The sequence below is a fragment of the Corynebacterium sp. AOP40-9SA-29 genome (assembly GCF_052377405.1).
Lineage (GTDB): Bacteria > Actinomycetota > Actinomycetes > Mycobacteriales > Mycobacteriaceae > Corynebacterium.
On record NZ_JBQSWR010000004.1, the window covers coordinates 24409 to 49769 of the forward strand.

The 25361-nt window shown below is 69.2% G+C and carries 22 protein-coding genes; 17 read left to right on the forward strand and 5 right to left on the reverse strand.

Going from position 1 to position 25361, the window contains the following annotated elements; translation table 11 throughout:
• Genes cysT through ACT3SZ_RS08355 form a run of 3 tightly spaced genes read left to right on the forward strand, consistent with a single transcriptional unit; the run spans position 1 to position 2579 of the window.
• The gene (gene cysT, locus ACT3SZ_RS08345) at positions 1-792 is read left to right on the forward strand and encodes a sulfate ABC transporter permease subunit CysT (RefSeq protein ID WP_444618094.1); all 792 of its coding nucleotides are present in this window, start codon (positions 1-3) and stop codon (positions 790-792) included.
• Positions 789-1592, forward strand: coding sequence for a sulfate ABC transporter permease (locus ACT3SZ_RS08350; protein WP_444618095.1), 804 nt, complete (start codon positions 789-791; stop codon positions 1590-1592). The genes cysT and ACT3SZ_RS08350 overlap by 4 nt, the downstream gene beginning before the upstream one ends.
• Positions 1593-2579, forward strand: a complete 987-nt coding sequence (locus ACT3SZ_RS08355) for a sulfate/molybdate ABC transporter ATP-binding protein (RefSeq protein WP_444618096.1) — start codon at positions 1593-1595, stop codon at positions 2577-2579.
• Here ACT3SZ_RS08355 and ACT3SZ_RS08360 read toward each other — a convergent pair.
• Entirely contained in the window at positions 2563-3147 is a 585-nt protein-coding gene (locus ACT3SZ_RS08360; RefSeq protein ID WP_444618097.1) for a GNAT family N-acetyltransferase, read from the reverse strand. The two genes, ACT3SZ_RS08355 and ACT3SZ_RS08360, sit on opposite strands and share 17 nt — an antisense overlap.
• 126 nt (positions 3148-3273) lie before the next feature.
• On the opposite strand from ACT3SZ_RS08360, the gene ACT3SZ_RS08365 reads away from it, so the two are divergent.
• From ACT3SZ_RS08365 to ACT3SZ_RS08410, 10 genes are all read left to right on the forward strand, one after another.
• Positions 3274-4260, forward strand: coding sequence for an amino acid ABC transporter permease (locus tag ACT3SZ_RS08365; RefSeq protein ID WP_444618098.1), 987 nt, complete (start codon positions 3274-3276; stop codon positions 4258-4260).
• Positions 4257-5033: an amino acid ABC transporter ATP-binding protein gene (locus ACT3SZ_RS08370; protein ID WP_444618099.1), complete on the forward strand. Its 777-nt coding sequence runs from the start codon at positions 4257-4259 to the stop codon at positions 5031-5033. The genes ACT3SZ_RS08365 and ACT3SZ_RS08370 overlap by 4 nt, the downstream gene beginning before the upstream one ends.
• 11 nt (positions 5034-5044) lie before the next feature.
• Positions 5045-6052, forward strand: coding sequence for an ABC transporter substrate-binding protein (locus ACT3SZ_RS08375; RefSeq protein WP_444618100.1), 1008 nt, complete (start codon positions 5045-5047; stop codon positions 6050-6052).
• A 71-nt stretch (positions 6053-6123) separates the two neighbouring features.
• Positions 6124-7746 (forward strand): ABC transporter substrate-binding protein, encoded by a 1623-nt coding sequence (locus ACT3SZ_RS08380; RefSeq protein ID WP_444618101.1) that lies wholly within the window; start codon positions 6124-6126, stop codon positions 7744-7746.
• Positions 7743-8735 carry an ABC transporter permease gene (locus tag ACT3SZ_RS08385; RefSeq protein ID WP_444618102.1) on the forward strand — a complete coding sequence of 331 codons (993 nt, stop codon included), beginning with the start codon at positions 7743-7745 and terminating at the stop codon, positions 8733-8735. The genes ACT3SZ_RS08380 and ACT3SZ_RS08385 overlap by 4 nt, the downstream gene beginning before the upstream one ends.
• The gene (locus ACT3SZ_RS08390; RefSeq protein ID WP_444618103.1) at positions 8732-9568 is read left to right on the forward strand and encodes an ABC transporter permease; all 837 of its coding nucleotides are present in this window, start codon (positions 8732-8734) and stop codon (positions 9566-9568) included. The genes ACT3SZ_RS08385 and ACT3SZ_RS08390 overlap by 4 nt, the downstream gene beginning before the upstream one ends.
• Positions 9565-11208 (forward strand): ATP-binding cassette domain-containing protein, encoded by a 1644-nt coding sequence (locus tag ACT3SZ_RS08395; protein WP_444618104.1) that lies wholly within the window; start codon positions 9565-9567, stop codon positions 11206-11208. The genes ACT3SZ_RS08390 and ACT3SZ_RS08395 overlap by 4 nt, the downstream gene beginning before the upstream one ends.
• Positions 11201-12547, forward strand: a complete 1347-nt coding sequence (locus ACT3SZ_RS08400; RefSeq protein WP_444618105.1) for an NtaA/DmoA family FMN-dependent monooxygenase — start codon at positions 11201-11203, stop codon at positions 12545-12547. The genes ACT3SZ_RS08395 and ACT3SZ_RS08400 overlap by 8 nt, the downstream gene beginning before the upstream one ends.
• On the forward strand, positions 12544-13308 hold the full coding sequence (locus ACT3SZ_RS08405; protein WP_444618106.1) for an LLM class flavin-dependent oxidoreductase: 765 nt from the start codon (positions 12544-12546) through the stop codon (positions 13306-13308). Before ACT3SZ_RS08400 ends, ACT3SZ_RS08405 begins: the two co-directional genes overlap by 4 nt.
• Complete coding sequence (locus tag ACT3SZ_RS08410; protein WP_444618107.1) at positions 13305-14954, forward strand: FAD/NAD(P)-binding protein; 1650 nt, start codon at positions 13305-13307, stop codon at positions 14952-14954. Before ACT3SZ_RS08405 ends, ACT3SZ_RS08410 begins: the two co-directional genes overlap by 4 nt.
• 12 nt (positions 14955-14966) lie before the next feature.
• Here ACT3SZ_RS08410 and metX read toward each other — a convergent pair whose 3' ends face one another.
• The 3 genes from metX to ACT3SZ_RS08425 form a co-directional block, all read right to left on the reverse strand.
• Positions 14967-16088 (reverse strand): homoserine O-acetyltransferase MetX, encoded by a 1122-nt coding sequence (gene metX, locus ACT3SZ_RS08415; protein WP_441579701.1) that lies wholly within the window; start codon positions 16086-16088, stop codon positions 14967-14969.
• A gap of 11 nt (positions 16089-16099) precedes the next feature.
• A complete protein-coding gene (locus ACT3SZ_RS08420) occupies positions 16100-17440 on the reverse strand; it encodes an O-acetylhomoserine/O-acetylserine sulfhydrylase (protein WP_444618108.1) in 1341 nt (446 codons plus the stop codon).
• Positions 17441-17604: 164 nt separating this feature from the next.
• The gene (locus ACT3SZ_RS08425) at positions 17605-19860 is read right to left on the reverse strand and encodes an NADP-dependent isocitrate dehydrogenase (protein WP_444618109.1); all 2256 of its coding nucleotides are present in this window, start codon (positions 19858-19860) and stop codon (positions 17605-17607) included.
• Between the two features lie 470 nt (positions 19861-20330).
• Between ACT3SZ_RS08425 and ACT3SZ_RS08430 the strand changes: the two genes are divergently transcribed.
• Positions 20331-21503, forward strand: a complete 1173-nt coding sequence (locus ACT3SZ_RS08430; protein ID WP_444618341.1) for an MFS transporter — start codon at positions 20331-20333, stop codon at positions 21501-21503.
• Between the two features lie 10 nt (positions 21504-21513).
• On the forward strand, positions 21514-22467 hold the full coding sequence (locus ACT3SZ_RS08435) for an exodeoxyribonuclease III (protein ID WP_444618110.1): 954 nt from the start codon (positions 21514-21516) through the stop codon (positions 22465-22467).
• On the opposite strand, the gene ACT3SZ_RS08440 is transcribed toward ACT3SZ_RS08435, so the two are convergent.
• Complete coding sequence (locus tag ACT3SZ_RS08440; protein ID WP_444618111.1) at positions 22416-23318, reverse strand: SLAC1 family transporter; 903 nt, start codon at positions 23316-23318, stop codon at positions 22416-22418. The two genes, ACT3SZ_RS08435 and ACT3SZ_RS08440, sit on opposite strands and share 52 nt — an antisense overlap.
• 72 nt (positions 23319-23390) lie before the next feature.
• Here ACT3SZ_RS08440 and ACT3SZ_RS08445 point away from each other — a divergent pair, with 72 nt between their 5' ends.
• Both ACT3SZ_RS08445 and trpS read left to right on the forward strand, forming a co-directional pair.
• Positions 23391-24287 carry a LysR family transcriptional regulator gene (locus ACT3SZ_RS08445; RefSeq protein ID WP_444618112.1) on the forward strand — a complete coding sequence of 299 codons (897 nt, stop codon included), beginning with the start codon at positions 23391-23393 and terminating at the stop codon, positions 24285-24287.
• Positions 24288-24298: 11 nt separating this feature from the next.
• Positions 24299-25315 (forward strand): tryptophan--tRNA ligase, encoded by a 1017-nt coding sequence (trpS, locus tag ACT3SZ_RS08450; RefSeq protein WP_444618113.1) that lies wholly within the window; start codon positions 24299-24301, stop codon positions 25313-25315.
• The last annotated feature ends 46 nt before the right edge of the window (positions 25316-25361 follow it).

Here is a 25361-nt window from a genome sequence, read left to right on the forward strand (position 1 = left end):
ATGAGCGACAGAACGACGAAACTCAGCATGGGCACCGCCACACTGTGGCTGTCCGTGATCGTGCTGCTGCCCCTCATCGCGCTGACCACGGAGGCCTTCTCCGGCGGGATCGGTGGGTTCTGGGAGGCGGTCAGTTCCGAGGGGGCGCGGCAGACCCTGTGGGTCACCGCGAAGGTGTCCCTGGCGGTGGCGGTGATCAATATGGTCACCGGCACCCTGATCGCCTGGGTGCTGGTGCGCGATGACTTCCCCGGCCGGCGCATCGTGGACGCGGTCATCGACCTGCCGTTCGCCCTGCCCACCATCGTGGCCTCCTTGGTGCTGCTCAGCCTCTACGGGCCGGACAGCCCGATGAACATCACGATCAACGCCACCCAGCCGGCCCTCGTGATCGCCCTGGCGTTCGTCACGTTGCCCTTCGTGGTGCGCTCGGTGCAGCCCGTGCTCATCGAACTCGACCACGACGTGGAGGAGGCCGCCGCCTCGCTCGGAGCGTCCAACGCCACGATCTTCCGCCGCATCATCCTGCCGGCCCTGTGGCCGGCGGTGCTGTCCGGCACCGGGCTGGCCTTCGCCCGCGCGATCGGCGAGTACGGCTCCGTGGTGCTCATCGGCGGCAACATCCCCGGTGAGACCCAGGTGGCCTCCCAGTACATCCAGGAACAGATCGAGTCGGACGTCCCGGCGGCCGCCGCCGCGGTGTCGGTGGCGCTGCTGGCGATCACCTTCGTCGTACTCCTCGTCCTCCGCCTCGTCGGGGACCGCAGCTCCCGGAAGGAGCAGGACGCATGAACCAGTCCAAGACAAGTGTCCTGACACTGCGCACCCTCGCGCTGGTGTACCTGGCCGTGCTCGTCGCGCTGCCGGTCGGCACGATCCTGTGGCGCACGGTGCAGCCCGGCGTCGGCCAGTTCTGGGAGTGGATCACCACCCCGGCGGCGGTGTCGGCGCTGCAGACCTCGCTGCTCATCGTGGTGATCACCGTGCCGCTCAACGTGGTCTTCGGCATCGTCGTCGCCCTCGGACTGGTGCGGGGACGCTTCCCCGGCAAGTCCATTGTCCAGGCCATCGTGGACCTGCCCTTCGCGGTGTCGCCGGTGATCGTGGGCGTGGCCCTGATCATGCTGTGGGGCACCGACGGCTGGTTCGGCGGTGTCGAGGACCTCGGCTTCCGGGTGATCTTCGGGCTGCCCGGCATGGTGCTGGCCACCGTGTTCGTCACCCTGCCGTTCATCGTCCGGGAGGTCGAGCCGGTGCTGCGTGAGATCGGCACCGAACAGGAGCAGGCGGCGTCCACGCTGGGCGCGTCCTCCTGGCAGACCTTCCGACGGATCACCCTGCCGTCGATCCGCTGGGGCCTGTCCTACGGCGTGGTGCTCACCGTTGCCCGCGCCCTCGGCGAGTTCGGCGCGGTGATCATGGTCGCCTCCGGGTTCGCCGGCGGCGGACAGACCCTGACCCTGCTCGTGCACTCCCGCTACCTCGACGACAACAACGTCTACGGCGCCTACGCCGCGGCGACCCTGCTGATGATCGTCTCCGTGATCGTCCTAGTCGTCATGACCCTGCTGCAGAAGAAGAAGGTTTCCTAGATGACCATCTCCGTCTCCCACGCCGTGAAGACCTACGGCGACTTCACCGCCCTCGACGACGTCTCCCTGGAGATCCCCGAAGGCTCGCTGACCGCCCTGCTCGGCCCGTCCGGCTCCGGCAAGTCCACCCTGCTGCGCACGATCGCCGGGCTGGAACACCCCGACTCCGGCGCGGTCGTCATCGACGGTGCCGACGTGACCCGCCTGTCGCCGCAGGACCGCGGCATCGGGTTCGTATTCCAGCACTACGCCGCCTTCAAGCACATGACCGTGCGCGACAACGTGGCCTTCGGCCTGTCCGTACGTAAGCGCCCGCGCAAGGAGATCGACGCCCGCGTGGACGAACTGCTGGAGATCGTCGGCCTGGCCGGCTACCACACGCGCTACCCCTCGCAGCTGTCCGGCGGCCAGCGGCAGCGCATGGCGCTGGCGCGTGCCCTGGCGCCGAACCCGGGCGTCCTGCTGCTGGACGAGCCCTTCGGCGCGCTCGACGCCAAGGTGCGTGAAGATCTGCGCACCTGGCTGCGCCATATGCATGAGGAATTCACCGTCACCACGGTGCTGGTCACCCACGACCAGGAGGAGGCGCTCGACGTCGCCGACCGCATCGCCGTGATGGGCGACGGACGCATCGAGCAGGTCGGCACCCCCACCGCCCTCTACGACGCCCCGGAGACCCCTTTCGTGCAGTCCTTCCTGGGCCACGTCACCACGTTGGACGGCGCGACGGTGCGTCCCCACGACATCCGGTTAGGACGCAACGCCAACCCCGAGGTACCCGGCCACGAGATCGCCGCCACCGGCGTGCGCGAGGCCATCGTCCGACGCGTCGCGGTGCTCGGCTTCGAGGTGCGCGTGGAACTCACCGACGCCGCCGACGGGGAGGAGTTCACCGCACAGATCACCCGCGGCGACGCCCGCACGCTGGGGCTGGGGCCCGCCAGCGTGGGAGAGACGGTATACGCGCGGGCTACTGAAGTAGGCTGAGCCGGTGCTCCGGCCGCGGCCGCCAGCGGTAGGTCGCCTCGACGGCCTCGCGCTGGCGGCGGGCCTTGGAGGTGTCGGGGGTGACGGTCTTCTCGAAGGCCAGGTGGACGACGTCCTCCGGGTCGGCGTCGAGGTCGAACAGGGCGGTGTAGCCGAGGGACCGGTACAGGGCCGCGGCCTCCGGCTGGCGGGGACCGGTGGTCAGGTAGATCCGGTGGTAGCCACGGACTGCGGCACTCTCCTCGAGTGCGCGCATCACCGTGCGTGACAGGCCCTGACGACGGTGGCCGGGGGACGTCCACACCCGTTTGATCTCGGCGGTCTCGTCGTCGAGGTACATGTACGCGCCGCCAGCGACGGTGACGCCGTCACGGCGGACCAGCAGGAGCGTCCCGTACGGTTCCTCGAAGACCACGGGCGGGAAGAGGTCGATTTCCTCCGGCGCGCCGTCCGGCTTCTCGAAGCCGTCGAAGTCCTCGTACCGGGTGGCGTACTCGTGCTCGAGTGAGTCGAGGAGCGGGGCAGCTTCGGGGGAGTCCAGTGATGCCACGATGATGCTGTCGGTCATGGACGACAGAATAGTCGCCGGCACCGGAACCACCGGAACGGGTTTCGTACCGAGCGGAACTGTTGGGGGACCGCACCGGAAGGGAGTAGACAGAGCGGTACGGAAATCGCCCTGGAAGGACCCCCTATGGCCACAGTCGCCCCGCCGGCCGTCACCGCACCGGCAGAAGTACCGGCAGAAGCACCACCGAACCCGCCCGTCCTCCGGGTGAAGCGACGACCCCACCGGGGGAGGTGGCTGGCCGGAGCACTCGTCGTATTCGTGCTGGCGCAGTTCCTCTGGTCGGCGGTGACGACCCCGAACTACCACTGGGACGTCTTCTTCTCCTACCTCTTCGACAGGTCCGTGCTCGACGGACTCGTCCTGACGGTTCAGCTGACAGTGGTCAGCATCGTCGGCGGCTTCATCCTCGGCGGGATACTCGCCGTGTTCCGGATGTCCGGCTCCGTCGCACTCCACGCCGTGGCCTCGGGCTACATCTGGTTCTTCCGTTCGGTGCCGGTGCTCGTTCAGATCCTCATCTGGTACAACCTCGGCTACCTGTATCCGACCCTCGGGCTGGGCACGCCGTTCACCGGCAACCACTGGATCGCCGAAGTGGACACCACCAACCTGATATCGGCCTGGTTCGCCGCTGCTCTCGGGCTGACGCTGCACCAGGCCGCCTATTCCTCGGAGATTATCCGCGGCGGCATCCTCTCCGTCGACGCCGGCCAGTGGGAGGCGGCACGGGCACTCGGTATCCCCGCCACGCGCCGGTTCTTCCGCATCATCCTGCCGCAGGCGGCACGCTCGATCGTGCCCAACAGCTTCAACGAGATCATCAGCCAGATCAAGGGCACCTCGGTGGTGTTCATCATCGCACTGCCGGAGCTCTTCTACACCGTGCAGGTGATCTACAACCGCACGTCCACCCCGATTCCGCTGCTCATGGTCGCCGTCGCCTGGTATGCCGTGCTGACCACCGCGTTGACCGCCGTGCAGTACTACGTCGAACGCCACTACGCCCGTGGTACGCAGCGCACCCTTCCGCCGACACCGCTGCAGAAGGCGCGGAATGCCCTCGGCGTCTGGTGGAACTCACTGGCTGATGAGCCGGAGGTGAAGAAATGACGGGGACAGCGACCAGAGGCGCCGTGGAGATCTCCCGCGTCTCCAAGAAGTACGACGGGAACACCGTGCTCGACGACATCTCCCTGAGCATCGCCCCCGGAGAAGTCGTCGCACTCATCGGCCCGTCGGGGTCCGGGAAGTCGACACTGCTGCGCACCGTCAACCACCTCGAGGCGGTGGACGCCGGCACCGTCACCGTCGACGGTGACTTCATCGGCTACCGGCGGCGGGGGGACGTCCTCACCGAACTTCCGGAACGCGAGACGCTGCGCAGGCGCACCCGGGTGGGCATGGTCTTCCAGAACTTCAACCTCTTCCCGCACCTCACCGCGGCGCAGAACGTCGCCGAAGCGCCGGTCGCGGTGGGGAAACTATCGCGGAAGGACGCGGCCTGCCGCGCAGAGCAGCTCCTCGCCGAGGTCGGCCTCGGTGACCGGGGCGGGCACTACCCGCGGCAGCTGTCCGGCGGACAACAGCAGCGCGTGGCCATCGCCCGGGCGCTGGCGCTGGAGCCGGACGTCCTGCTCTTCGACGAACCGACCAGTGCGCTCGACCCCGAACTCGTCGGCGACGTCCTCGCCGTGATCCGTCGCCTCGCCCGGTCTGGGACGACGCTGGTCATCGTCACCCACGAGATCTCCTTCGCCCGCGACATCGCCGACCGGGTCGTGTTCCTCGCCGACGGCGTGATCGTCGAAGAGGGCAGCCCCGCCCACGTCCTCGACCGGCCGAGCCACGACCGCACCCGGCGGTTCGTGGACAGTATCCTGTAAGGGAGCAGACAATGGCACTGAGCCGTAAACAGACCGGCGTCGTCGTCGGCGCGATCGTCGTCCTCGCCCTGATCGTCGGAGGGGCCGCCGCCGCGGTGAACGCCGCCATCTCCTCCGGGGACGACGGAGGCGGGGGAGGTGGCGGCTTCGACCTCACCTCGCACAATGCCGAGGAGCGGCCGCATCTCGACACCGTGGACGAGGCCGTCACAGCGTTAGACGACAGCGGCTTCACGCCGGTGAACCCGGGGAAGCTCACCGTCGCCTCCCATGTCGGGGCCGCCCCGTTGGGCATCCTCGCCGAGGACGACAACACCACACCGGTCGGCAACGAGATCGACATCGCCCAGGTCATCGCCGACGGACTCGGCCTGGAACTCCACCTCGTCCCCGTCAGCTGGGCGGACTGGCCGCTGGGCGTGTCCTCCGGCAAGTACGACCTGGTCACCTCCAATGTGACGGTCACCGAGGAACGGCTCGAGATCTTCGACATCGTCACCTACCGGCAGGACCTCCTGGGGTTCTACGTCCGGTCCGGGGGCGAGCTGGACCGCGGTGACGAGAGCATCACCTCGGCCGACGATATCAGCGGGCTGACGGTCGCCGTCGGATCCGGAACGAACCAGGAGCAGGTGCTGCTGCGCTGGAACGACCAGCTGAAGGAGGAGGGTAAGGGGCCGGCGAACCTCGTCTACTACGAGGACACCGCCGCAGCCCAGCTGGCGCTGTCGTCCGGACGTGTCGACGCGACCTTCGGCCCGAACGCCCAGGGTGCCTTCGCCTCGGCGAACACCGGTGAAATCTCCCTGGCCGGGATCGTGCCCGGCGGGTGGCCGGCAGCGGCGGACATCGGGGCCGCCACGAAGAAGGGCAATGGACTGGCACGTCCGGTCCAGCTCGTCCTGCAGCAGGCGGCGGCGTCCGACGTCTACGATCGGATCCTCGACCGGTGGGGTCTGGACGGTGAAGCCGTGGACGACTTCCGGATCAACCCGCCTGGCCTGGCGAAACAGGAGTAGGCCCGGGGGTTCGGCTCTGGCTGAAAGGATCGGTACGCTCCCGGCACCGACGGGAACTAGCATGGCCCTCTATGCAGACAGAGCGGTCTATTTCTTCCCTCGCGGTGGCGACGGTCCTGGCACTCGGAGCCACCACCGTCCTCACCGCCTGCGGTGGGGCAGGAGCAAGGGGAGCGGACGACTACTCCGGCCCGCCCGCCGAGGGAGGCACCCTCCGGGTCGCCTTCGACGCGGACATCACCTGCGCCGACGGGCAGCAGGTCGGCAACAACACCGCCCTGAATGTCGCCCGGCAGCTCACCGACTCCCTGACCGACCAGGACCCGGAGACCGGCGAGATCGTCCCGTGGCTCGCCGAATCCTGGGACGTCAATGACGACTCCACCGCCGTCACCTTCACCCTCCGGGGCGGCGTCACGTTCCAGGACGGGAGCCCGTTCACCGCACAGTCGGTGAAGGACAATTTCGAGGGGATCGTCGACCTCGGGGGGAAATCCTCCCTCGGCTCGACCTACCTCGCAGGACTCGCCGGCATCGACACCCCGGACGAGCGCACCGTGACCGTTCGCTTCAACCAGCCCAACGCACAGTTCCTGCAGGCCACCTCCACCATGACCCTCGGGTTCTACGCACCCGAGACGCTGGGGAAGTCACCGGAGGACCGTTGCACCGGTGACCTCGTCGGCACCGGCCCCTTCGAACTGGCCGGCTTCCGTCCGTCCGGCGGCGCCTCCCTGGTCCGCAACGACGACTACGACTGGGGATCGTCCCTTGCCGACCACGACGGTCCGGCATACCTCGACGGCATCGAATTCTCCGTGGTCCCCGAGTCCGGGGTCCGCAACGGCAGTCTCGCCTCCGGACAGATCGACGTGGACACCGCCGTGCAACCGCAGGACGAGGAGCTGCTCGAACAGTCCGGTTTTCCGATCGTCGACCGGCCCAACCCGGGTGTGAACTACGCCTTCTTCCCCAACTGGAGCAAAGGCCCCTTCGAGGACAGGCGGGTCCGGCAGGCCGTCAACGCGGCCATCGACCGCCGCGAACTCACCGCCATGCTGTCGGCCCGACAGAAGCCGGCGACCTCGGTGCTCGGATCCACCACCCCGGGCTACACCGACCAGTCCGCCCTGCTGGCCTACGACGCCGACAGGGCCGAGCGCCTGCTCGACGAGGCCGGCTGGACCGACCGGGACGACGACGGCTTCCGGGTGAGGGACGGGCAACGGCTCGTCCTGCCCGTCGGGTACTGGCAGACCGCCCCCTTCCTCGAACTCGTGCAGCAGCAGCTACGCGCCGTCGGAGTCGACCTGCAACTGGAGAAACAGACCATGAGCGAGACCGCGGCTGCGCAGAAGGCCGGCACCAACGACCTGGAGTTCTACAACCTCACCCGGTCCGACCCGGACGTGCTGCGCACCGTCTTCGACGCCACCGGACGCAACGTCAACCACCGCGACCCCGGTCCTGTCGACGCACTGTTCACCGACAGTCTCGCCACCACCGACGCGGACGCCCGGTCCCGGGTGGTGGAGGAGATCACCACCCGCCTGGTGGAGGACGGCAACGCGATCCCGCTGGTCGAACTCTCGGGCATCGCCGCGACCGCGCCGGGTGTGCACGATCTGACCTACGAGGCGTCCAGCCGCCTCCAGCTCCACGACACCTGGCTGACCCCGGAGGCGGGAGAATGAACCGGCATCTGCAGCACCTGCTCCTCCGCGTCCTCTACGGCCTGCTCATCGTGTGGGCCGCATGGACCCTGACCTTCCTCATCCTCTACGTCCTGCCCGGCGACCCGGTCACCACCATGCTCTCCGGCAGCGGCCAGGTCGACGCCACCGACGAGCAGATCGCCGAACTGACCCGCAGGTACGGGCTGGACCGGCCGTTACCCCTGCAGTACCTCGCGGCCCTCGGCGGCCTGGTCACCGGCAACCTCGGCACGTCCTACCTCACCGGGGAAGCGGTGGGCTCCGCCCTCGTCGACACCCTGCCGTCGACACTGCAGCTCGCCGTCGCCGCCCTCGTCGTCGGTGTGGTCGCGGGAGTCGGGATCGCCGTGGCCGCCGTCGCCGCGTCCACGTCCGGGGTGCCCCGGTGGCGCCGTGCCGGTGACCTGCTCGCCGGACTGCCGGTACTCGGTGTCTCCGCCCCGACGTTCTGGGTCGGACTGCTCCTGCTGCAGGTCTTCTCCTTCCGGCTCGACCTGGTGCCCGCCTTCGGCGACACCGGGGTGACCGGCCTGATCCTGCCCGCGGTCACTCTCGCCCTGCCCGTCGCCGCGACGGTCGGCCAGGTGCTGCAGCGCAGCCTGCGGGCCTCCTGGGACCAGCAGTTCACCACCACGTTCCGCGCCGCCGGTTTCTCCACCCGACGACTGCTGACCACCCATGCGCTGCGAGCCTCACTCGGCCCACTGCTCGCCGTGGTCGGCGTCCTCACCGGTCAGCTGCTCAGTGGGGCGGTCGTCGTCGAGACCGTGTTCACCCGCAACGGCCTCGGACGCCTGCTGGTCACCTCCGTGACCTCACAGGACATCCCCGTGGTGCTGGGCGTGGTGACCGTCTCCGCCGTCATCTTCGTCGTCGTGAACATCGTCGCCGACCTGCTGCTTCCGGTCGTGGACGCCAGGACGAGACAGAGGACGGAACCCGTCGAGAAAGAGAGCGTGCCCGCATGACCACCACGTTGGCCCGACCCGTGAACCGCGCGGTCGCCGTACCACGTCCTGCACCGGGGCTCGTCCTCGCCGGAGCCGTCGTTGTCGTGGTGCTGGCGTGCGCCGTGCTGCCCGGTCTGTTCACCTCCCAGGACCCGCTGGTGGGTGAGCCGCTGCACCGGTTGCAGGCACCCGGCCCCGGACACCTCTTCGGCACGGACCATCTCGGTCGCGACCTCTGGTCCCGGGTCGTCCACGGCACCCGCGGGTCGGTGACCGCAGCGGCGCTCGCGGTCCTGGTCGCGGCCGTGGTGGGCAGCATCATCGGCACCGTGTCGGCCTATGTCGGCGGGGCGGTCGACACCCTCCTGTCCCGGTTCACCGACGTCCTGCAGTCGATCCCCAACCTGCTGCTGTCCGTCGCCGTGGTCGCCGGCCTCGGTTTCGGAACCGGCAAGGTCGCCGTGGCGGTCGGCGTCGCCTCCGTGCCGACATTCGTCCGAGTGGCCCGCAACGAGGTGCTGCGCTGGCGGACCAGCGCCTTCGTCGAAGCCGCGCAGCTGTCGGGCGTCGGGCCGGTGCGGATCCTGTGGCGCCACATCATCCCCCGGGAGGTCGGGCCGTTGGCGGGACTGGCCGTCCTCGAGTTCGGCACCGCCCTGCTGTCCGTCTCCGCCCTGGGGTTCCTGGGGCTCGGCGCACCACCGCCGACACCGGAATGGGGACTGCTCGTCGCCGACGGACGCAGCTACCTCGCCAGTGCCTGGTGGCTGAGCACCCTGCCCGGCCTCGTCATCGCCGTCACCGTCTTCTCCGTCAACCACCTGTCACACCACATAAGGAGCACATCATGACCACCACACTCGCACCGCCGGCCACCGGTCGGACGACGGCCGGCCGCATCGGCACCGTCCTGGACCTCGGCGGACTTAGTGTCAGCTACGACGGCGTCCCCGCCGTGAGGGACGTCGACCTGTCCGTCGCGGCGGGAGAGACCGTCGCGCTGGTCGGCGAATCAGGGTCGGGAAAGTCGACGATGGCCCGCGCCGCCGTCGGGCTGCTCGGCAGGGGAGCGACCGTGACGGTGGAGGACCACCGGATCCTCGGCACCGACCTTTCCGGCCGGGTACCTCCGGACAGGTGGCGACGGCTCTACCGCGACAGCATCGGCTACATTCCGCAGGACGCCGGGGACGGACTCAACCCGGTGCGCTCCGTCGGCAGTCAGCTCGCCGAGGCCCTGGCCACCCGGGGGACGGGCCGGCGGCAGGTCCGTGAGGCGCTGCAGGCGGCACTGCAGGACGTCGGGCTCGACGCGGACGTCCACGCCGGCCGCTACCCGCACGAGCTCTCGGGCGGGCAGCGCCAGCGTGTGCTCATCGCCCTGGCACTGATCGGCGACCCGTCCCTCGTCATCGCCGACGAGCCGACGTCCGCCCTGGACGTGACCGTCCAGAAGCAGGTTCTCGACCTGCTGGAATGCCGGGTGCGGGAGTCCGGCGCCGCCCTGCTGCTGATCACCCACGACCTCGGCGTCGCCTACGGACGCGCCGACCGGACGGTGGTTCTGCAGGGTGGACGCATCGTGGAACAGGGGCCGACGACGACCGTGCTCTCCCGTCCACAGCAGGCCTACACCCGTGAGCTCGTCTCCGCCGTGCCGGGGAAGCGTGCGCGCGAACCCCGCCGAGGCGGTGACCCGGTGGTCACCGCCACCGGGCTGTCCCGCCGGTTCAGGAAGGATGCGCCGCCGGCGGTCGACGGGGTCGACCTCACCGTGCGACGGGGCACCACCCTCGGCATCGTGGGGGAGTCCGGCTCAGGCAAGACCACGACCGCGCGGATCCTGCTCGGACTCGAACCCTTCGACGCCGGCGAGGCCACCGTCCTGGGACGCAGAATCGGCGTGAGGAAGAGTGCGAAGAACGACGCCGTCGTCCTGTCGCGCCAGGCACGGCTCGTCCACCAGGACCCCACCGGTGCGCTGGACCCCGGGTTCACCGTCGCTGAATCCGTCGCCGAACCGTTGGAAGGCTTCCGCATCGGCGACCGGGCGTCCCGTCGGGCCCGGGTCGCTGAACTGCTCGACCTCGTCGCCCTGCCGTCCGACGCCGCCACCCGGCGTCCCGCGGAACTGTCCGGCGGCCAGCGCCAACGCGTCGCGATCGCCCGGGCCCTGGCGGTCGAACCGGAACTCCTCGTCCTCGACGAACCGGTGTCCGCCCTCGACGTGTCCGTCCAGGCCAGGATCCTCGACCTGCTCACCGGTCTGCAGGAGCAGCTCGGGCTGACGTACCTCTTCATCAGCCACGACCTCGGCGTCGTCCGCGACATCGCCGACGAGGTGGTGGTCATGGCGTCCGGGCGGGTCGTGGAGCACGGCCCCGCCGCACGCGTCCTGCGGAGGCCGGAAAGCGACCTCACCGCACGCCTCCTCGCCGCCGTTCCCACCCTCCCCGCCCTTCCCGCACAGAACGGAGCACACCATGACTGACCCGACCGCGCCGAAGCGACAGGTCCACCTCGCCGCCCACTTCCCGGGAGTGAACAGCACCACCGTGTGGGCGGACCCCGCGTCCGGCTCGCACATCGACATCGGCAGTTTCGAACACTTCGCCACCACCGCGGAGAAGGGGTTGTTCGACTTCATCTTTCTCGCCGAAGGGCTTCGACTGCGTGAACACAAGGGACAGGTCTTCGACCAGGACGTCGTCGGACGTCCCGACACGGCCACCGTCCTCGCCGCGCTGGCGGCGGTGACCGACCACGTCGGACTGGCCGGCACCTACAACTCCACCTTCAACGAGCCCTACGATCTGGCCCGCACCCTGGTGACCGTCGACCGGGTGTCCGGCGGACGCGCCGCATGGAACGTGGTCACCACCCACAACGCCTTCACCGGCGAGAACTTCCGGCGCGGCGGCTTCCTCGACGGGGCGGACCGCTACCGGCGCGCCGAGGACTTCCTTGCCCTGGCGCGCACACTCTGGGAGTCGCACACCGACGACCGGACGGGTGAGTTCTCCTGGCAGTCCGACTTCTTCGACGTCCACGGAACCTTCCCCGTCCCCGAGTCCCCGCAGGTTTCCCCGGTGATCTTCCAGGCCGGTGACTCCGGGGAAGGCCGCGACTTCGCCGCCCGCAACGCCGAGGTCATCTTCTCCCGACACACCGAGCCGGACGATGCCCGCAGCTTCCGGGAGGACATCGACCAGCGTCTCATCGCCGCCGGACGACGCCCGGAGGACCTGAAGATCTACCCCGGCATCTCCGTCGTCCTCGGTGACACCGAGGCCGAAGCGCAGGAACACTACCGGGAGATCAGGCACCAGCAGGTGCACGGCCCCGGTGCCCTGTCCTTCCTGGAACAAGTCTGGGGACGTGACCTGTCCGGCTACGACCCGGACGGGCCGTTGCCCGACATCGACCCCGACCCGGTCAACGTCGACATCACCCGCGGCCGCGTCCGCCACGAGAAGGATCCGTCCGCCGTCGCCAGGCAGTGGCGGTCACTGGCGGAGGAGAAAAATCTCTCCATCCGTGAACTCGTCATCGAGGTCTCCGGCCGCGGGGGCACCGTCATCGGCACGCCGAGACACGTTGCCGAACAGTTCGACGAGCTGACGCAGCGGCGCGTCGTCGACGGGTTCATCCTCGTCCCGCATGTCACCCCTGGCGGACTCGACGACTTTGTCGACACCGTGGTCCCGGAGCTGCAGGACCGCGGCGTGTACCGCACCGGCTACGAGGCGTCGACGCTGCGCGGCAACCTCGCTCTGCCCGACTACGTCCCCGGCACACACGCCCCGAAGGACCAGGAGGTCCCGGCATGAGCACCGACACACTGATCCGCATCTCCCCGCAGGCAGCACTGGACCTGCCCGCCCTGTCCGCCGCCGTGCGGTCGCTCGACGGGAAGGGCAACTACACCCTACTGCTCGCCGACGACTACACCGGCGGACAACCGGCGGTGACCGTGGCGGCGTGGCTCGCCCTGCAGACCACGGACCTGCGCATCGTCGCCGAGGTCCCGGTCACCCACACCGAACCCTTCCACGGGGCCACCGCGACAGCGACGCTCGACCACGCCAGCCGTGGCCGCGCCGGATGGGCACCCACCGTGCAGACCAGCCCCGAGGCCGCCGCCGTCGTCGGACGTCGCGCCGCAGCAGGGGCCGAAGCAGCGTGGCGGGAGGTCGGCGACGTCGCCGACACCGTCCGCGCGTTGTGGACCTCCTGGGACGCCGATGCAGAGATCCGCGACGAAGCCACTCACCGCTTCATCGACCGCGAGCGGGTGCACTACGTCGACGCCGTCGGCACCGACACCGCCGGCGAGACCTGGACGGTCAGGGGGCCGTCGATCGTGCCGCGGTCGCCGCAGGGCGAACTCCCCACCACCGTCACCGTCGACACCCCGGAAGCGGTCACCGTCGCGGCCGCGGTGGCGGGCGGATCGCAGGACGTCCTCATCGTCGGTGACGGCTTTCGGCGCGGTGACGGCAGCGGTGGCCGGGTGGTTGAGATCACCGACACAGCCGGCCTGCTCTCCCTGGCCGCGTGTGTCGGGGCCACGACGGGAGCGCGGTCATGAGCACGCTGGTCTTCGTCGGGGCAGGGCCGCGGGCCACCGGGGTGCTGCTGGCTCTGGCGGCGCTGGAGCAGGGCACGGTACCCGCTGACCTCACGGTCCACCTGGTGGACCCCTACCCGGCGGGTGCGGGGCGGATCTGGCGGGCCGACCAGCCGCGGGAGGTGTGGATGAACAACACCTCCGACGAGATCACCGTCTACGCCGGGGACGGTATCGACGGGGTTGCCGGTGTCGCTGGCCCGACCCTGGCCGAGTGGTACGGCGGCCGGGCATTCGTCCCGCGGAACGTCGCGTCCGGCTACCTGCGTGACGCCTTGTCCCGAGCGGTGACAGAACTGTTGGTACGACACGGGGTGCAGGTCGTGGAACACCTGAACCGGGCGGACAGCGTCCGGCACGACGGGGGGCGACGGCAGGTCCACCTCGACGACGGCACCGTGCTGGAGGCCGACATCCTGCTGCTGGCCCAGGGGCACCTCGACGTGGGCGGCGCCCCCGAGGCACCGGGCCACACCCCGCCCGGCTACACCGTCGACCAGGACTTCTCCCACCTTGGCGCCGGGCAGGACGTGCTGGTGCGTGGCATGGGGCTGGCCTTCATAGACCTCATGGAGATCCTCACCGAGGGGCGCGGCGGACGGTTCACCGACGGGGAGTACGTGGCCTCGGGGAAGGAACCCGTGCTGTGGATTGGTTCGCGCCGGGGCGTGCCCTACCGGTCGAAACCCGTCGAGGGCCCGCCGCTGGTGACGCTGCGACACCTCGTGCCCGGTGCTGTCCCTACTCCCGGCGGGCTGCAGGACGTGCTGTTTCGTGAACTTCGCGACCAGTGGGCCTCGGTGACCGACGAACCGCTTGACCTGCGACGTATTGACCGCCCGCTGGACGGCCTGACCTTCGCAGACCACGCCGCGGTCGAGCAGGAGGTCACCCGCGTGGTGGAGTCGAATCTGCGTCGGGCGACCGACGGGAAGCACCCGCAGGACGCGGTGCTGTACGGGGCCGTCGTGGCGTCGTACTTCCGACTGCGGGCGTGGCACACAGCCGGGGTGCTCGACGGTCTCGACGGCACCGACCGGGAGGTGGTGGAGCGGCTCGCAGCGTCGTTCTCCTACCTGTGCTCCGGGCCGCCGCCGCAGCGGCTCGGCAACCTGCTGGCCCTGCACCGTGCCGGGATCGTCCGGTTCCTGGGGCCGGACACACGGTTCGAGGCGGATGACGACGGCGGATTCACGGCGTCCGGGGCTGCGGGGGAGACTACCGTGCACGCGGACCACCTCGTGGACGCGCGGCTCAGCCCGGTGACCGTCGGTACCGTGGAGAACGTGAAGGATCCGCTGCTGCGGAGTTTGCTGAACAGCGGAGAGCTGGGGCGGACGGTGGGGATTGACGGGGAGCCGGACGGGTCGGTCAGGGTGGACGCGTCCAACCGGGCAGTCGGTGCAGACGGTCAGGTCAGGGACGACCTGTTCGTCATCGGCATGGTGGCCTCGGACGGGGTCAAGGAGGCGTTCGGCCGACCGAGTCAGCAGACCCGGGTGTTCGCGGCAAACCAGACCGTGGCGAAAGCGGTGGCGGTGGCGCTGGCCGGCACGCAGGGCAAGGTCAGTGGTGCGCGGCCTCTGAGCTATGCCGGAGGGGTTTAGAACTCCGGCACCTCAGCGCTGCGCGAGCAGCGCGGCCTTGGTGAGGAACTTGTCCAGGATCATCGTCATCTGACGGGTCTCGGTGAGGAAGCCGTCGTGACCGGTGGGGGAGGTGATCTTCGACAGCCCGATGAAGTCCCCGAGGTTGCGGGAGAGGTGCTCCTGCTGGTGGTAGGGGTACAGGATGTCGGTGTCGATACCGGCGACCATCGTCGGCACCTGGGAGGAGCCCAGCACCGCGTTCATGCCGCCGCGTCCGCGTCCCACGTCGTGGCGGTTCAAGGCATCGGTGAGGATCACGTAGCTGCCGGCGTCGAACCGGGCCTCCAGCTTCTCGGCCTGGCGGTCGAGGTAGCTCTCCACGGCGAATCGCTCCGTGGGGGAGTTGTAGGGGCCGTAGGGGTTCTCGCCGGGCTGCGGTTCGGTGGAGAAGCGCTCGTCGAGCTCGAGCTCGCCACGGTAGGTCAGGTGCGCGATGCGTCGGGCCTGGCCGAGACCGTGGGAGGGGATGCGGCCGGAGCCGTGGTAGTCGCCGTCCTGCCAGCAGGGGTCGGCGGTGATGAAGCGGATCTGCGCGGACTGGATGCCGATCTGCCAGGCCGAGGCCCGCGCCGAAACGGCGACGGGCAGGGCGGCCTCCACGACCTCCGGGTACATGAACGTCCACTCCAGCACGCGGGCACCGCCCATGGACGCGCCGACGACGCCGCGGATACGACGCACCCCCAGCACGTCGATGAGCAGCGTCTTCTCCGCGGCGACGAGGTCGCGGATGGACAGCGCGGGGAAGCGTGAGCCCCAGGCCCCGCCGTCCGGGTGCGCCGAGGACGGCCCCGTCGACCCTTGGCAGCCGCCGAGGCAGTTCGCGCAGAGCACCAGGTAGCGTTCGGTGTCCAGCGCCTGCCCCGGGCCGATGATGCCCGACCACCAGTCATCGGCGTCGCCGTCGGCGGTCAGGGCGTGCTCGATGACGATCACCGGACGCGCCACCGCCTCCTCGGCGGTGCCCTCGTACCAGGCGAAGAGGCGCAGCTCGGCGCCGGGGACGTCCACACCCGCCTCGGTGGTGAACGTCCCGATGGGGACGGTCGCCGAGGAGTGGGAGGCGGGCAGGGACCGGGGGTCGATGCTCATGTGTGGTGGCCTCAGCTGATCGCGTCGAAGCCGAGCTGCAGGTCGGCGAGGATGTCCTCGATATCCTCGATACCCACCGAGAGTCGGATGGTGGCGAGGTTCACGCCCGCGCGAGCCAGGCCCTTCTGGTCCGACTGGGAGTGCGTGGTGGTCGCCGGGTGCACGACCAGCGAGCGCACATCGCCGACGTTGGCCAGGTTGGAGTGCAGCTTCAGGGCGTCGATGAAAGCCCAGGCCTTCTCACGGGCCTCGTCGGACCACACGTCGTCGACGGCGAGGTCGAAGGACAGCACCGAACCGGTGTACTCCAGGCCCAGCTTCTCCTTGGTGGCGTACCAGGGGGAGTCCGGCAGTCCGGCGTAGTTCACCGTGGCGACGGCGGCGTTCTCGGCGAGGGAGCCGGCGACGACCGCGGCGTTCTCATTGTGCTTGCGCACGCGCAGGGCGAGGGTGTCCAGGCCCTGGATGGTGACCCAGGCGTTGAAGGCGGACAGTGCGGCGCCGGTGTCGCGCAGCAGGCCCACGCGGGCCTTCAGGCCGAAGGCTGCTGCACCGAGGTCGGCGTACTTCAGGCCGTGGTAGGCGGGGTCCGGGGTGACGAAGGACGGGAAGACCGGCTCGCCGTCGCGCTCCACGGTCCAGTCGAAGGAGCCGCCGTCGACGAGGATGCCGCCGAGGCCGGAGCCATTGCCGGTGTAGAACTTCGTCAGCGAGGCCACGACGACGTCCGCGCCGAGCTCCAGCGGGCGCACCAGCGCGGCGGTAGCGACGGTGTTGTCGACGATCAGCGGCACGTTATTACGGTGCGCGACCTCGGCGAGGGCCGGGATGTCGAGGACGTCGGCCTGCGGGTTGGCGAAGGTCTCGCCGTAGAAGGCCTTGGTGTTCGGCTGCACGGCGGCCTGCCAGGACTCCAGGTCGTCCGGGTTCTCGACGAAGGTGACCTCGATACCCAGGCGGGCGAAGGTGACGCCGAAGAGGGTCTCCGTGCCGCCGTAGAGCCGCGGGGAGGTCACGATGTGGTCACCGGCACCGGCGAGGTTGAGGATCGCGGCGGTCTCGGCGGCCTGGCCCGAGGCGAAGGCCACGGCGTGTACGCCACCTTCCAGGGAACCGATGCGGTTCTCCAGGGCTTCCTGGGTGGGGTTGGTCAGCCGGCTGTACACCGGGCCCAGGTCCTCGAGGGCGAAACGCTGCTTGGCGTGCTCGGCGGAGTCGAAGACGTAGGAGGTGGTGAGGTAGATCGGCTGGTTGCGGGCTCCGGTGTCGGAGTCCACGGTCTGCCCGGCGTGGACGGCGCGGGAGGCGAATCCCCAGGAGGCGGAATCGGAGTTGTCGTACTTGGTGCTCATGAGTGTGGTGGTCCCTTCGAGGGGTAGAGGTGTCGTTTCGCTGGGAACACGATAACCCACCACCGCCCAAGCAGCAAACAGCTCGGTCTACTTTCGGCGAAATGTGCAGGTCAGCACATTGCCGTCAGTAGACCGAGCTGTTCAGTGAAGGGGAACTGCGCGGATCAGGCGTTGCGGGCGGTGAGCCCGTCGATGACCGCGTTGAAGGTGGCGGACGGGCGCATGACCTTCGTGGTCTTCTCCTCGTCGAGCCAGTAGTAGCCGCCGAGGTCCGCCGAGGACCCCTGGCCGCCACGCATTTCCTTCTTGACGGTCTCGTACTTGGCCTCGAGCTCCTCGGCGACCGGGGCGAAGATCTCGGCGAGCTCCGCGTCGTCCGTCTGCTTCGAGAGGTTCAGCGCCCAGTAGCGGGCCAGCCAGTAGTGGCTGCCGCGGTTGTCGATCTCGCCGACGACGCGGGCGGGAGAGAGGTCCTCGTTGAGGATGCGCTCCGTCGCCGCGTCCAGCGCATCCGCCAGGATCGGGGTGCGCGGGTTGTTGTCGGTCTCGGCGAGCTTACGCAGCGACTCGGCCAGGGCCAGGAACTCACCCAGGGAGTCCCAGCGCAGGTAGTCCTCCTCGATGAGCTGCTGGACGTGCTTCGGCGCGGATCCGCCGGCACCGGTCTCGAACAGTCCACCACCGGCGATCAGCGGCACGATGGACAGCATCTTGGCGCTGGTGCCCAGCTCCATGATGGGGAAGAGGTCGGTGAGGTAGTCACGCAGCACGTTGCCGGAGACGGAGATGGTGTCCTCGCCGGCGCGGATGCGGTCCACGGACAGCTGGCAGGCCTCCACCGGGGAGAGGATGCGCAGATCCAGGCCCTCGATGTCGCCGACCAGGTCGGTGTCCTTGAGGTACTCCTCGACCTTGGTGGTCATGTTGCGGTCGTGGGCACGCTCCGGGTCCAGCCAGAACACGGCCGGGGCACCGGTGTCGCGGGCGCGGCTCACGGCCAGCTTCACCCAGTCGCGGATCGGCACATCCTTGGCCTGGCAGGCACGCCACACGTCACCGGGGGTGACGGTGTGGGACATCAGCACCTCGCCGGAGGAGTCGACGACCTCGACGGTGCCGGCGGTGGCGATCTTGAAGGTCTTGTCGTGGGAGCCGTACTCCTCGGCCTTCTGTGCCATCAGGCCCACGTTGGGCACGGTGCCCATCGTGGTCGGGTCGAAGGCGCCGTTCTTGCGGCAGTCCTCGATCACGGTCTGGAACACGCCGGCGTAGGAGGAGTCCGGGATGACGGCCAGGGCGTCCTGCTCGGCGTCGTTCTTGTTCCACATGTGGCCGCCGCCGCGGATCATGGCCGGCATGGAGGCGTCGACGATGATGTCGGACGGCACGTGCAGGCCGGTGATGCCCTTGTGCGAGTTGACCATCGCCAGATCCGGGCCATCCTCCAGGCCCTTGTCGAAGGCGGCGCGGATCTCGGCGGCCAGATCGGCACCGATCTCGTCGGCGTAGTCCTCGAGGCCGGAGTAGATGGCGGCGAGGCCGTTCTCCCCGTTGAGGCCCTTGGCGAAGAGCGTCTCGCCGTAGGTGTCGAAGACGTCGGCGAAGAAAGCGCGCACCACGTGGCCGAAGATGATCGGGTCGGAGACCTTCATCATCGTGGCCTTCAGGTGAGCGGAGAAGAGGATGCCCTCCTCCTTGGCGCGGGCGACCTGCGCCTTGAGGAAGGCGTCGAGGTCGGCGGCGCGCAGGACCGTCGAGTCGACGATCTCCTTGTCGAGGACCTTCAGGCCGTCCTTCAGGACGGTGGTCTCGCCGTTGTCGCCGACGAGGCGGATGGTGAGGGTGTCGTCGCCGTCGATGATCACCGACTGCTCGTTGTGGCGGAAGTCGCCGTCCGACATGGTCGCGACGTTCGTCTTCGAATCGGCCGACCACTCGCCCATACGGTGCGGGTGCTTGCGGGCGAAGTTCTTGACCGCCTTGGGGGCACGGCGATCAGAGTTACCCTCACGCAGCACCGGGTTCACCGCGGAGCCCTTGACGGAGTCGTAGCGGGTGCGGGCGTCCTTCTCCTCGTCGGAGGACGGCTCGTCCGGGTAATCGGGCAGGTCATAACCGTGGGCCTGCAGCTCGGCGACGGCGGCCTTGAGCTGCGGGACGGATGCCGAGATATTCGGCAGCTTGATGATGTTGGCGTCCGGCTCCTTCGTGAGCTCGCCGAGCTCGGCGAGAGCGTCGTGGACACGCTGGTTCTCCGGCAGGACGTCGTCGAACGCCGAGAGGATGCGGGCGGCCAGGGAGATGTCCCGGGTCTCCACGGCCACACCGGTGGTGGAGGCGAACGCCTCGATGACGGGCTTGAGCGAGTAGGTGGCGAGCAGTGGTGCTTCGTCGGTTCGCGTGTAGATGATCTTGGCCATGGGCCGGTGTCTCCCTCTTCGATAGTCACGCCGGTGGTCGCCGGCTGGTGCCGCGGCGGGTCGATCATCCCCTCGTGAGGGACACCGACGGGGCGCACCTGCGTAAAGTCGTCTCGTTATCTCAGTGAACTGCCCCGCGGATCCTTCCTGTGGAATGGTTCCGCACGGGCATCTACCATCGCGATGATACGGCAATGCCGGACGCGTCGGCGGGCGAGGGTTGGCTCCAAGCCGAAAGTCGTGGCCCGATACCCTACACCCGGGGAGAGACCGTTATCTCAGTATCAGTGAAATCTTCCCGACAGATGCCTGGAATATATCTGAATCGATACGGGTTGATCATTGACTGTGACCGTGAACTACTGACCGAGGAGCACCCAGTGACCGAAACAGATACCGCGCCGTCGCGCCTGAAGCGGCTCACCGACCTGCCGCGTCCGCACCGCCGTCCGCTGCCGCGACAGACGGAGATGGGGCGCCGCCGGCGTCCCATCGCGATCCTCATGCTCGCCCTCGGTGGGTTCGGTATCGGCACCACCGAGTTCGTGGCGATGGGTCTGCTGAACTACATCGCCGATGACTTCTCCATCTCCGAGGCCACCGCCGGACACGTCATCACGGCTTACGCACTGGGTGTGGTGGTCGGTGCGCCGGTGATCACGGCGTTGACGGGCTCGATGCCGCGGCGTCGGTTGGTGCTGATTCTCATGGCAGCGTTCACGGTGGGCAATGCGCTCAGCGTGCTCGCCGGCTCCTACGGGCTGCTGATGCTGTCGAGGTTCATCGCCGGCATCCCGCACGGTGCCTACTTCGCCGCCGCCGCACTGATCGGTGCGTCCATGGCCGACCCGGGCAAGCGCGGCCGTGCGGTGGCGCAGGTGTCGATGGGTCTGTCGGTGGCCACGGTGGCCGGTGTCCCCGCCGCGCAGTGGATCGGCCAGCAGCTGGGCTGGAACGCCGCCTTCGCCGTGGTTGCCCTGATCGGCATCGTCACGCTGATCGGCCTGTGGTTCTCGCTGCCGCACATGACGCAGATGCCGGCGACGCGTCCGGCGACCGAGCTCAGTGCCCTGGTGAACCCGCAGGTGATGCTCACGCTGCTGCTCGGCACCGTGGGCTTCGGCGGCATGTTCTGCGTGTACACCTACATCTCCTGGACGATGACCGAGCGCGCCGGCTTCCCGGAGAGCTTCATGTGGCTGGTGCTCATGGTCTACGGCGTGGGCATGGTCGCCGGCACCTACGTGGGCGGACGGCTCTCGGACATCAACGTGGAGGGCACGATCTTCGGTTCCCTGGTGGCCATGGTGGTCATGCTCGGCGCGTTCTACTACACCAGCTCGGTGGCCTGGCTGGCGATCGTGAACTTCGGCCTGATCGCCATGTCCGGCTCGGTGATGACGATTAATCTGCAGACCCGACTGATGGACGTCGCCGGGGACGCGCAGAACCTGGCCGCGTCGATGAACCACTCGGCGCTGAATCTGGCGAATGCCGCCGGCGCTGCGGTCGGTGGTGCGGTGATCAGCGCCGGCTACTCCTACTCGGCCCCAGCGTTGGCGGGTGTGGGCATGGCACTGTGCGGTATCGCGGTCTTCATTCCGACCTACCTGCTGCGGCGCCGGAGCGAGGCTCGCCGCTAGTCTGGACCGCATGACTGTCACTGTCGCCACCGTCAATGTCAACGGCATCCGTGCCGCAGCCAAGGTCCGCAATGAGGACAACCACGGGATCCTTCCCTGGCTGGAGGCCACCCCGGCGGAGGTGGTGCTGCTGCAGGAGGTGCGCGCCACCCCGGAGCAGACGCAGAAGGCGCTGGCCCCGGCGCTGGAGGCCGGCTGGCACCTGGTGCAGGCGGAAGCCGCGGCGAAGGGACGCGCCGGGGTCGCCGTCCTGTCGCGCCATGAGATCGAGGACGTGCAGGTCGGTTTCGGGGAGGGCTTCAGTACCGAGTTCGACGATGCCGGACGCTACATCGAGGCCACCACCGCCGGCCTGCGCGTGGCCAGCGTGTACCTGCCGTCCGGCGCGGAGGGGACGGCGAAGCAGGACGAGAAGTTCCGCTTCCTCGACATCTTCGGCCCCTACCTGGAGCAGCAGGCCGCGGTACACCCGCAGATGGTCGTGGGCGGGGACTGGAACATCTGCCATCGGCGTCAGGACCTGAAGAACTGGCGTCCCAACCGGAAGAAGTCCGGCTTCCTGCCCGCCGAGCGCGCGTTCATGGACTCGGTGTTCGGCACCTTCCCCGACGAGGCGACGCAGGTCGGCGACCCCACCGACGCAGGACGCACCGGCAACCCGGCGGGGCAACCGTCCGACTACACCGGCGCGGTGGAGTACGTCCCCGCCGGGGACGCGCCGCAGGCGGCGCAGGAACCGCGCTGGTTCGACGCCCTGCGTCGGCTCCACCCGGACGAGGACGGCCCGTACTCGTGGTGGACGTGGCGCGGCAAGGCCTTCGACACGGGCGCCGGCTGGCGCATCGACTACCAGGCCGCGACGTCCGACCTGATGGACCGCGTCGAGGCAGCCTGGGTGGACCGCGCAGAGCACTACGACCTGCGCTGGAGCGACCACTCGCCCGTACTGGTCACGTATAACTGACGTGCCAGCCCCGCCGTGGCGAGGGCGACGTGCAGCACCAGCAGGACGAGCAGCGCGGCGCTGACTCCGTCCAGCCAGGCGGCACCGGTGGCGAGGGCCAGGTGATGGGTGCCCAGGCTGCAGGTGCCGACGGGGAACGTGCAGGACCACCAGGCGGGGCTATAGGTGGCTAGGGACGTCCCCCAGTGGACCCGCAGGGCCCACAGCGCGGCGGGGATCCCGAGGGCAAGGACGGTTCCGGCGTAGGCCGTGCTGTCGGCGAGAAGCAGGGCGGCGGTGGCGCTCTGCCCGACGATGCCGAGGGGGATCCATGCCGTTGCCGCGGCGGGCGGGGCGGGGTGTCGGCCGGGGGAGAGATAGACGAGGCAGAGGGCGGGCACACCCGTCAGCAGCGATGCCGCGAAACAGATCGTACCGGGCAGTGGATGGCCCAGCTGGGCGGCGTTGGTGGCGGCCACCATCGGGGTGACCAGGGGTAATGCCGCGGGGAAGGTGCAGGGCAGTCTGCCGCGCACCAGGGCCAGGGATTGCGGCACGAATACGACGATGGCGGCGGCAGTCCCGGCCAACCAGGTGACCAGGTGGACCGTGGTGAACCCAAGGGTGGAGTCGGCGGCGGAGCCGAGGGCCAAAACACCCATCGTCACCATCGACCACGCCGGTAGGTCGGTGGTCCGCCAGCTGCGGCCCCCGCTGAGCAGTATGACGGCGACGAGGGCGGCGATGATCGTCACGATGCCGCCTGCGACATTCCCGACGTGGATCCCGACCATGGACGCGGTGACGGAGACGCCCATCAGCGCCCCACCCCAGGCGGGGCCGGGTGCAGGGAGGGGAGTTGGGGTGGTCATGGTTGCTGACCGTAGCCGGGCCGGACGCAGACCGGGGATAACGGTGCAGGTGGAACGGGGTACAGTGACCGTATGTACCCCCACGTCCCGCCGGTCGACCAGATCGCCACCCTCGTCGCGGTCGACGAGCACCGCAGCATCGCCGCCGCGGCGCGTGACCTGGGGCTGAGTCAGCAGACGGTCAGCGCCCGGGTGGCCGCGGCGGAGAAGACGCTCGGTGTGGTTGTCTTCCGCCGCGGGGTGGGGGGATCGGAACCGACGGAGCGCGGCAGGACCGTGCTGGACGCCGCGCGCGACCTGCTCGGCGCGGCGGGCGAGTTCTCCCGCACGGTCGCGGCGACGACGCGTCCGGACGCGGTGCGCCCGCTGCCCGTCGCGGTGTCGAATACCGTCGCCGAACTGTACTTCCCCACGTGGGCCGCACGCTTCCACCGGGAGAACCCGGCGGTGCGCCTGCTGCTGCGCTCACGCAACAGCGCCGAGGTGTGCGATGCGGTGGCGGCGGGGGAGTGCGTCCTGGGGTTCGTCGAGGGCGCGGAGGTGCCGCACAACCTGGCGTCCGACGTGGTCGGGGTGGACGACCTCATCCTGGTCGTCCCGCCGACGCACCCCTGGGCAGGGACCGAGGTCAGCGCGGAACAACTGCGCCGCACCCCGTTGATCACCCGGGAGCAGGGCTCGGGCAGCCGGGAGATCGTGGAGGCAGCCCTGGGCTCGCTGGCCGAACCCGCCGGCGAGTTCGGTTCCCTGGCGGCCCAGCGCGCCGCGGTGACCGGGATGGGCGAGCCCACGGTGATTGCCGCGCGGGCGGTGTCGGCGCAACTGGCGTCCGGCGAACTCGTGGCGGTTCCCGTGACCGGCGTGACCTTCCGTCGGATGCTGCGCGCGGTGTACCCGCGGGGCCGTCCGTTGGGAGAGGGGGACCCGGATGCGGAGGCACTGCTACGGATCGCCAAAGTGCGCGGGTAACATGTGCTGCCATGAGCGATGAAGCACAGATCAAGCGCGTCCTGTCCGGCATCCAGCCCACGGCGGACTCCTACCACCTCGGGAACTACCTCGGGGCGGTCCGGCAGTGGATCGACCTGCAGGACGGGTACGACGCCTTCTACTTCATCCCCAACCTCCACGCCATCACCGTGGACCAGGACCCCACCGAACTGCGCGAGCGCACGCTGGCCGGGGTGGCCCAGCTGCTGGCGCTGGGCATCGACCCGGAGAAGTCGACGATCTTCGTGCAGTCCCAGGTGCCCCAGCACGCCGAGCTGGCGTGGGTGCTGACCTGCCTCACCGGCTTCGGCGAGGCCTCGCGGATGACCCAGTTCAAGGACAAGTCCGCCAAGCGCGGTGCCGAGCGGACCTCGGCCGGCCTGTTCATGTACCCGATGCTGATGGCGGCGGACATCCTGCTCTACCGCCCGCAGCTCGTGCCCGTGGGCGAGGACCAGCGCCAGCACCTGGAGCTGACCCGCAACCTGGCGGAGCGCTTCAACGCCCGCTTCGGCGAGACCTTCGTGGTGCCGGACGGCTTCATCCCGGAAGGCGCGGCGAAGATCTACGATCTGCAGGACCCCACGGCGAAGATGAGCAAGTCCGGCGACAACCCCAAGGGCCTGGTCAACCTGCTCGACGAGCCGAAGACCTCCGCCAAGCGGATCAAGTCCGCGGTGACGGACACCGACGGCGAGATTCGCTTCGACCGCGAGAACAAGCCGGGTGTGTCCAACCTGCTGGTCATTCAGTCTGCTCTCACGCGGCGCAGCGTGGATGACATCGTTGCCGAGTACCAGGCTTCCGGTGCGCAGTACGGTGCGCTGAAGGTGGACACCGCCGAGGCGCTCACCGCGTTCACCACCCCGCTGAAGGCCCGCTACGACGAGTACATGGCCGACCCCGCCGAACTGCAGCGCATCCTCGACCGTGGTGCGGAGAAGGCCGGCGTGGTCGCCGAGTCCGTGGTCGCCGACGTGTACGAGAAGATGGGGTTGCTGCGGTAGGGGTCGACGTCGCCGGCCATCAACTAGTGTGGTGCCACAGGTACAA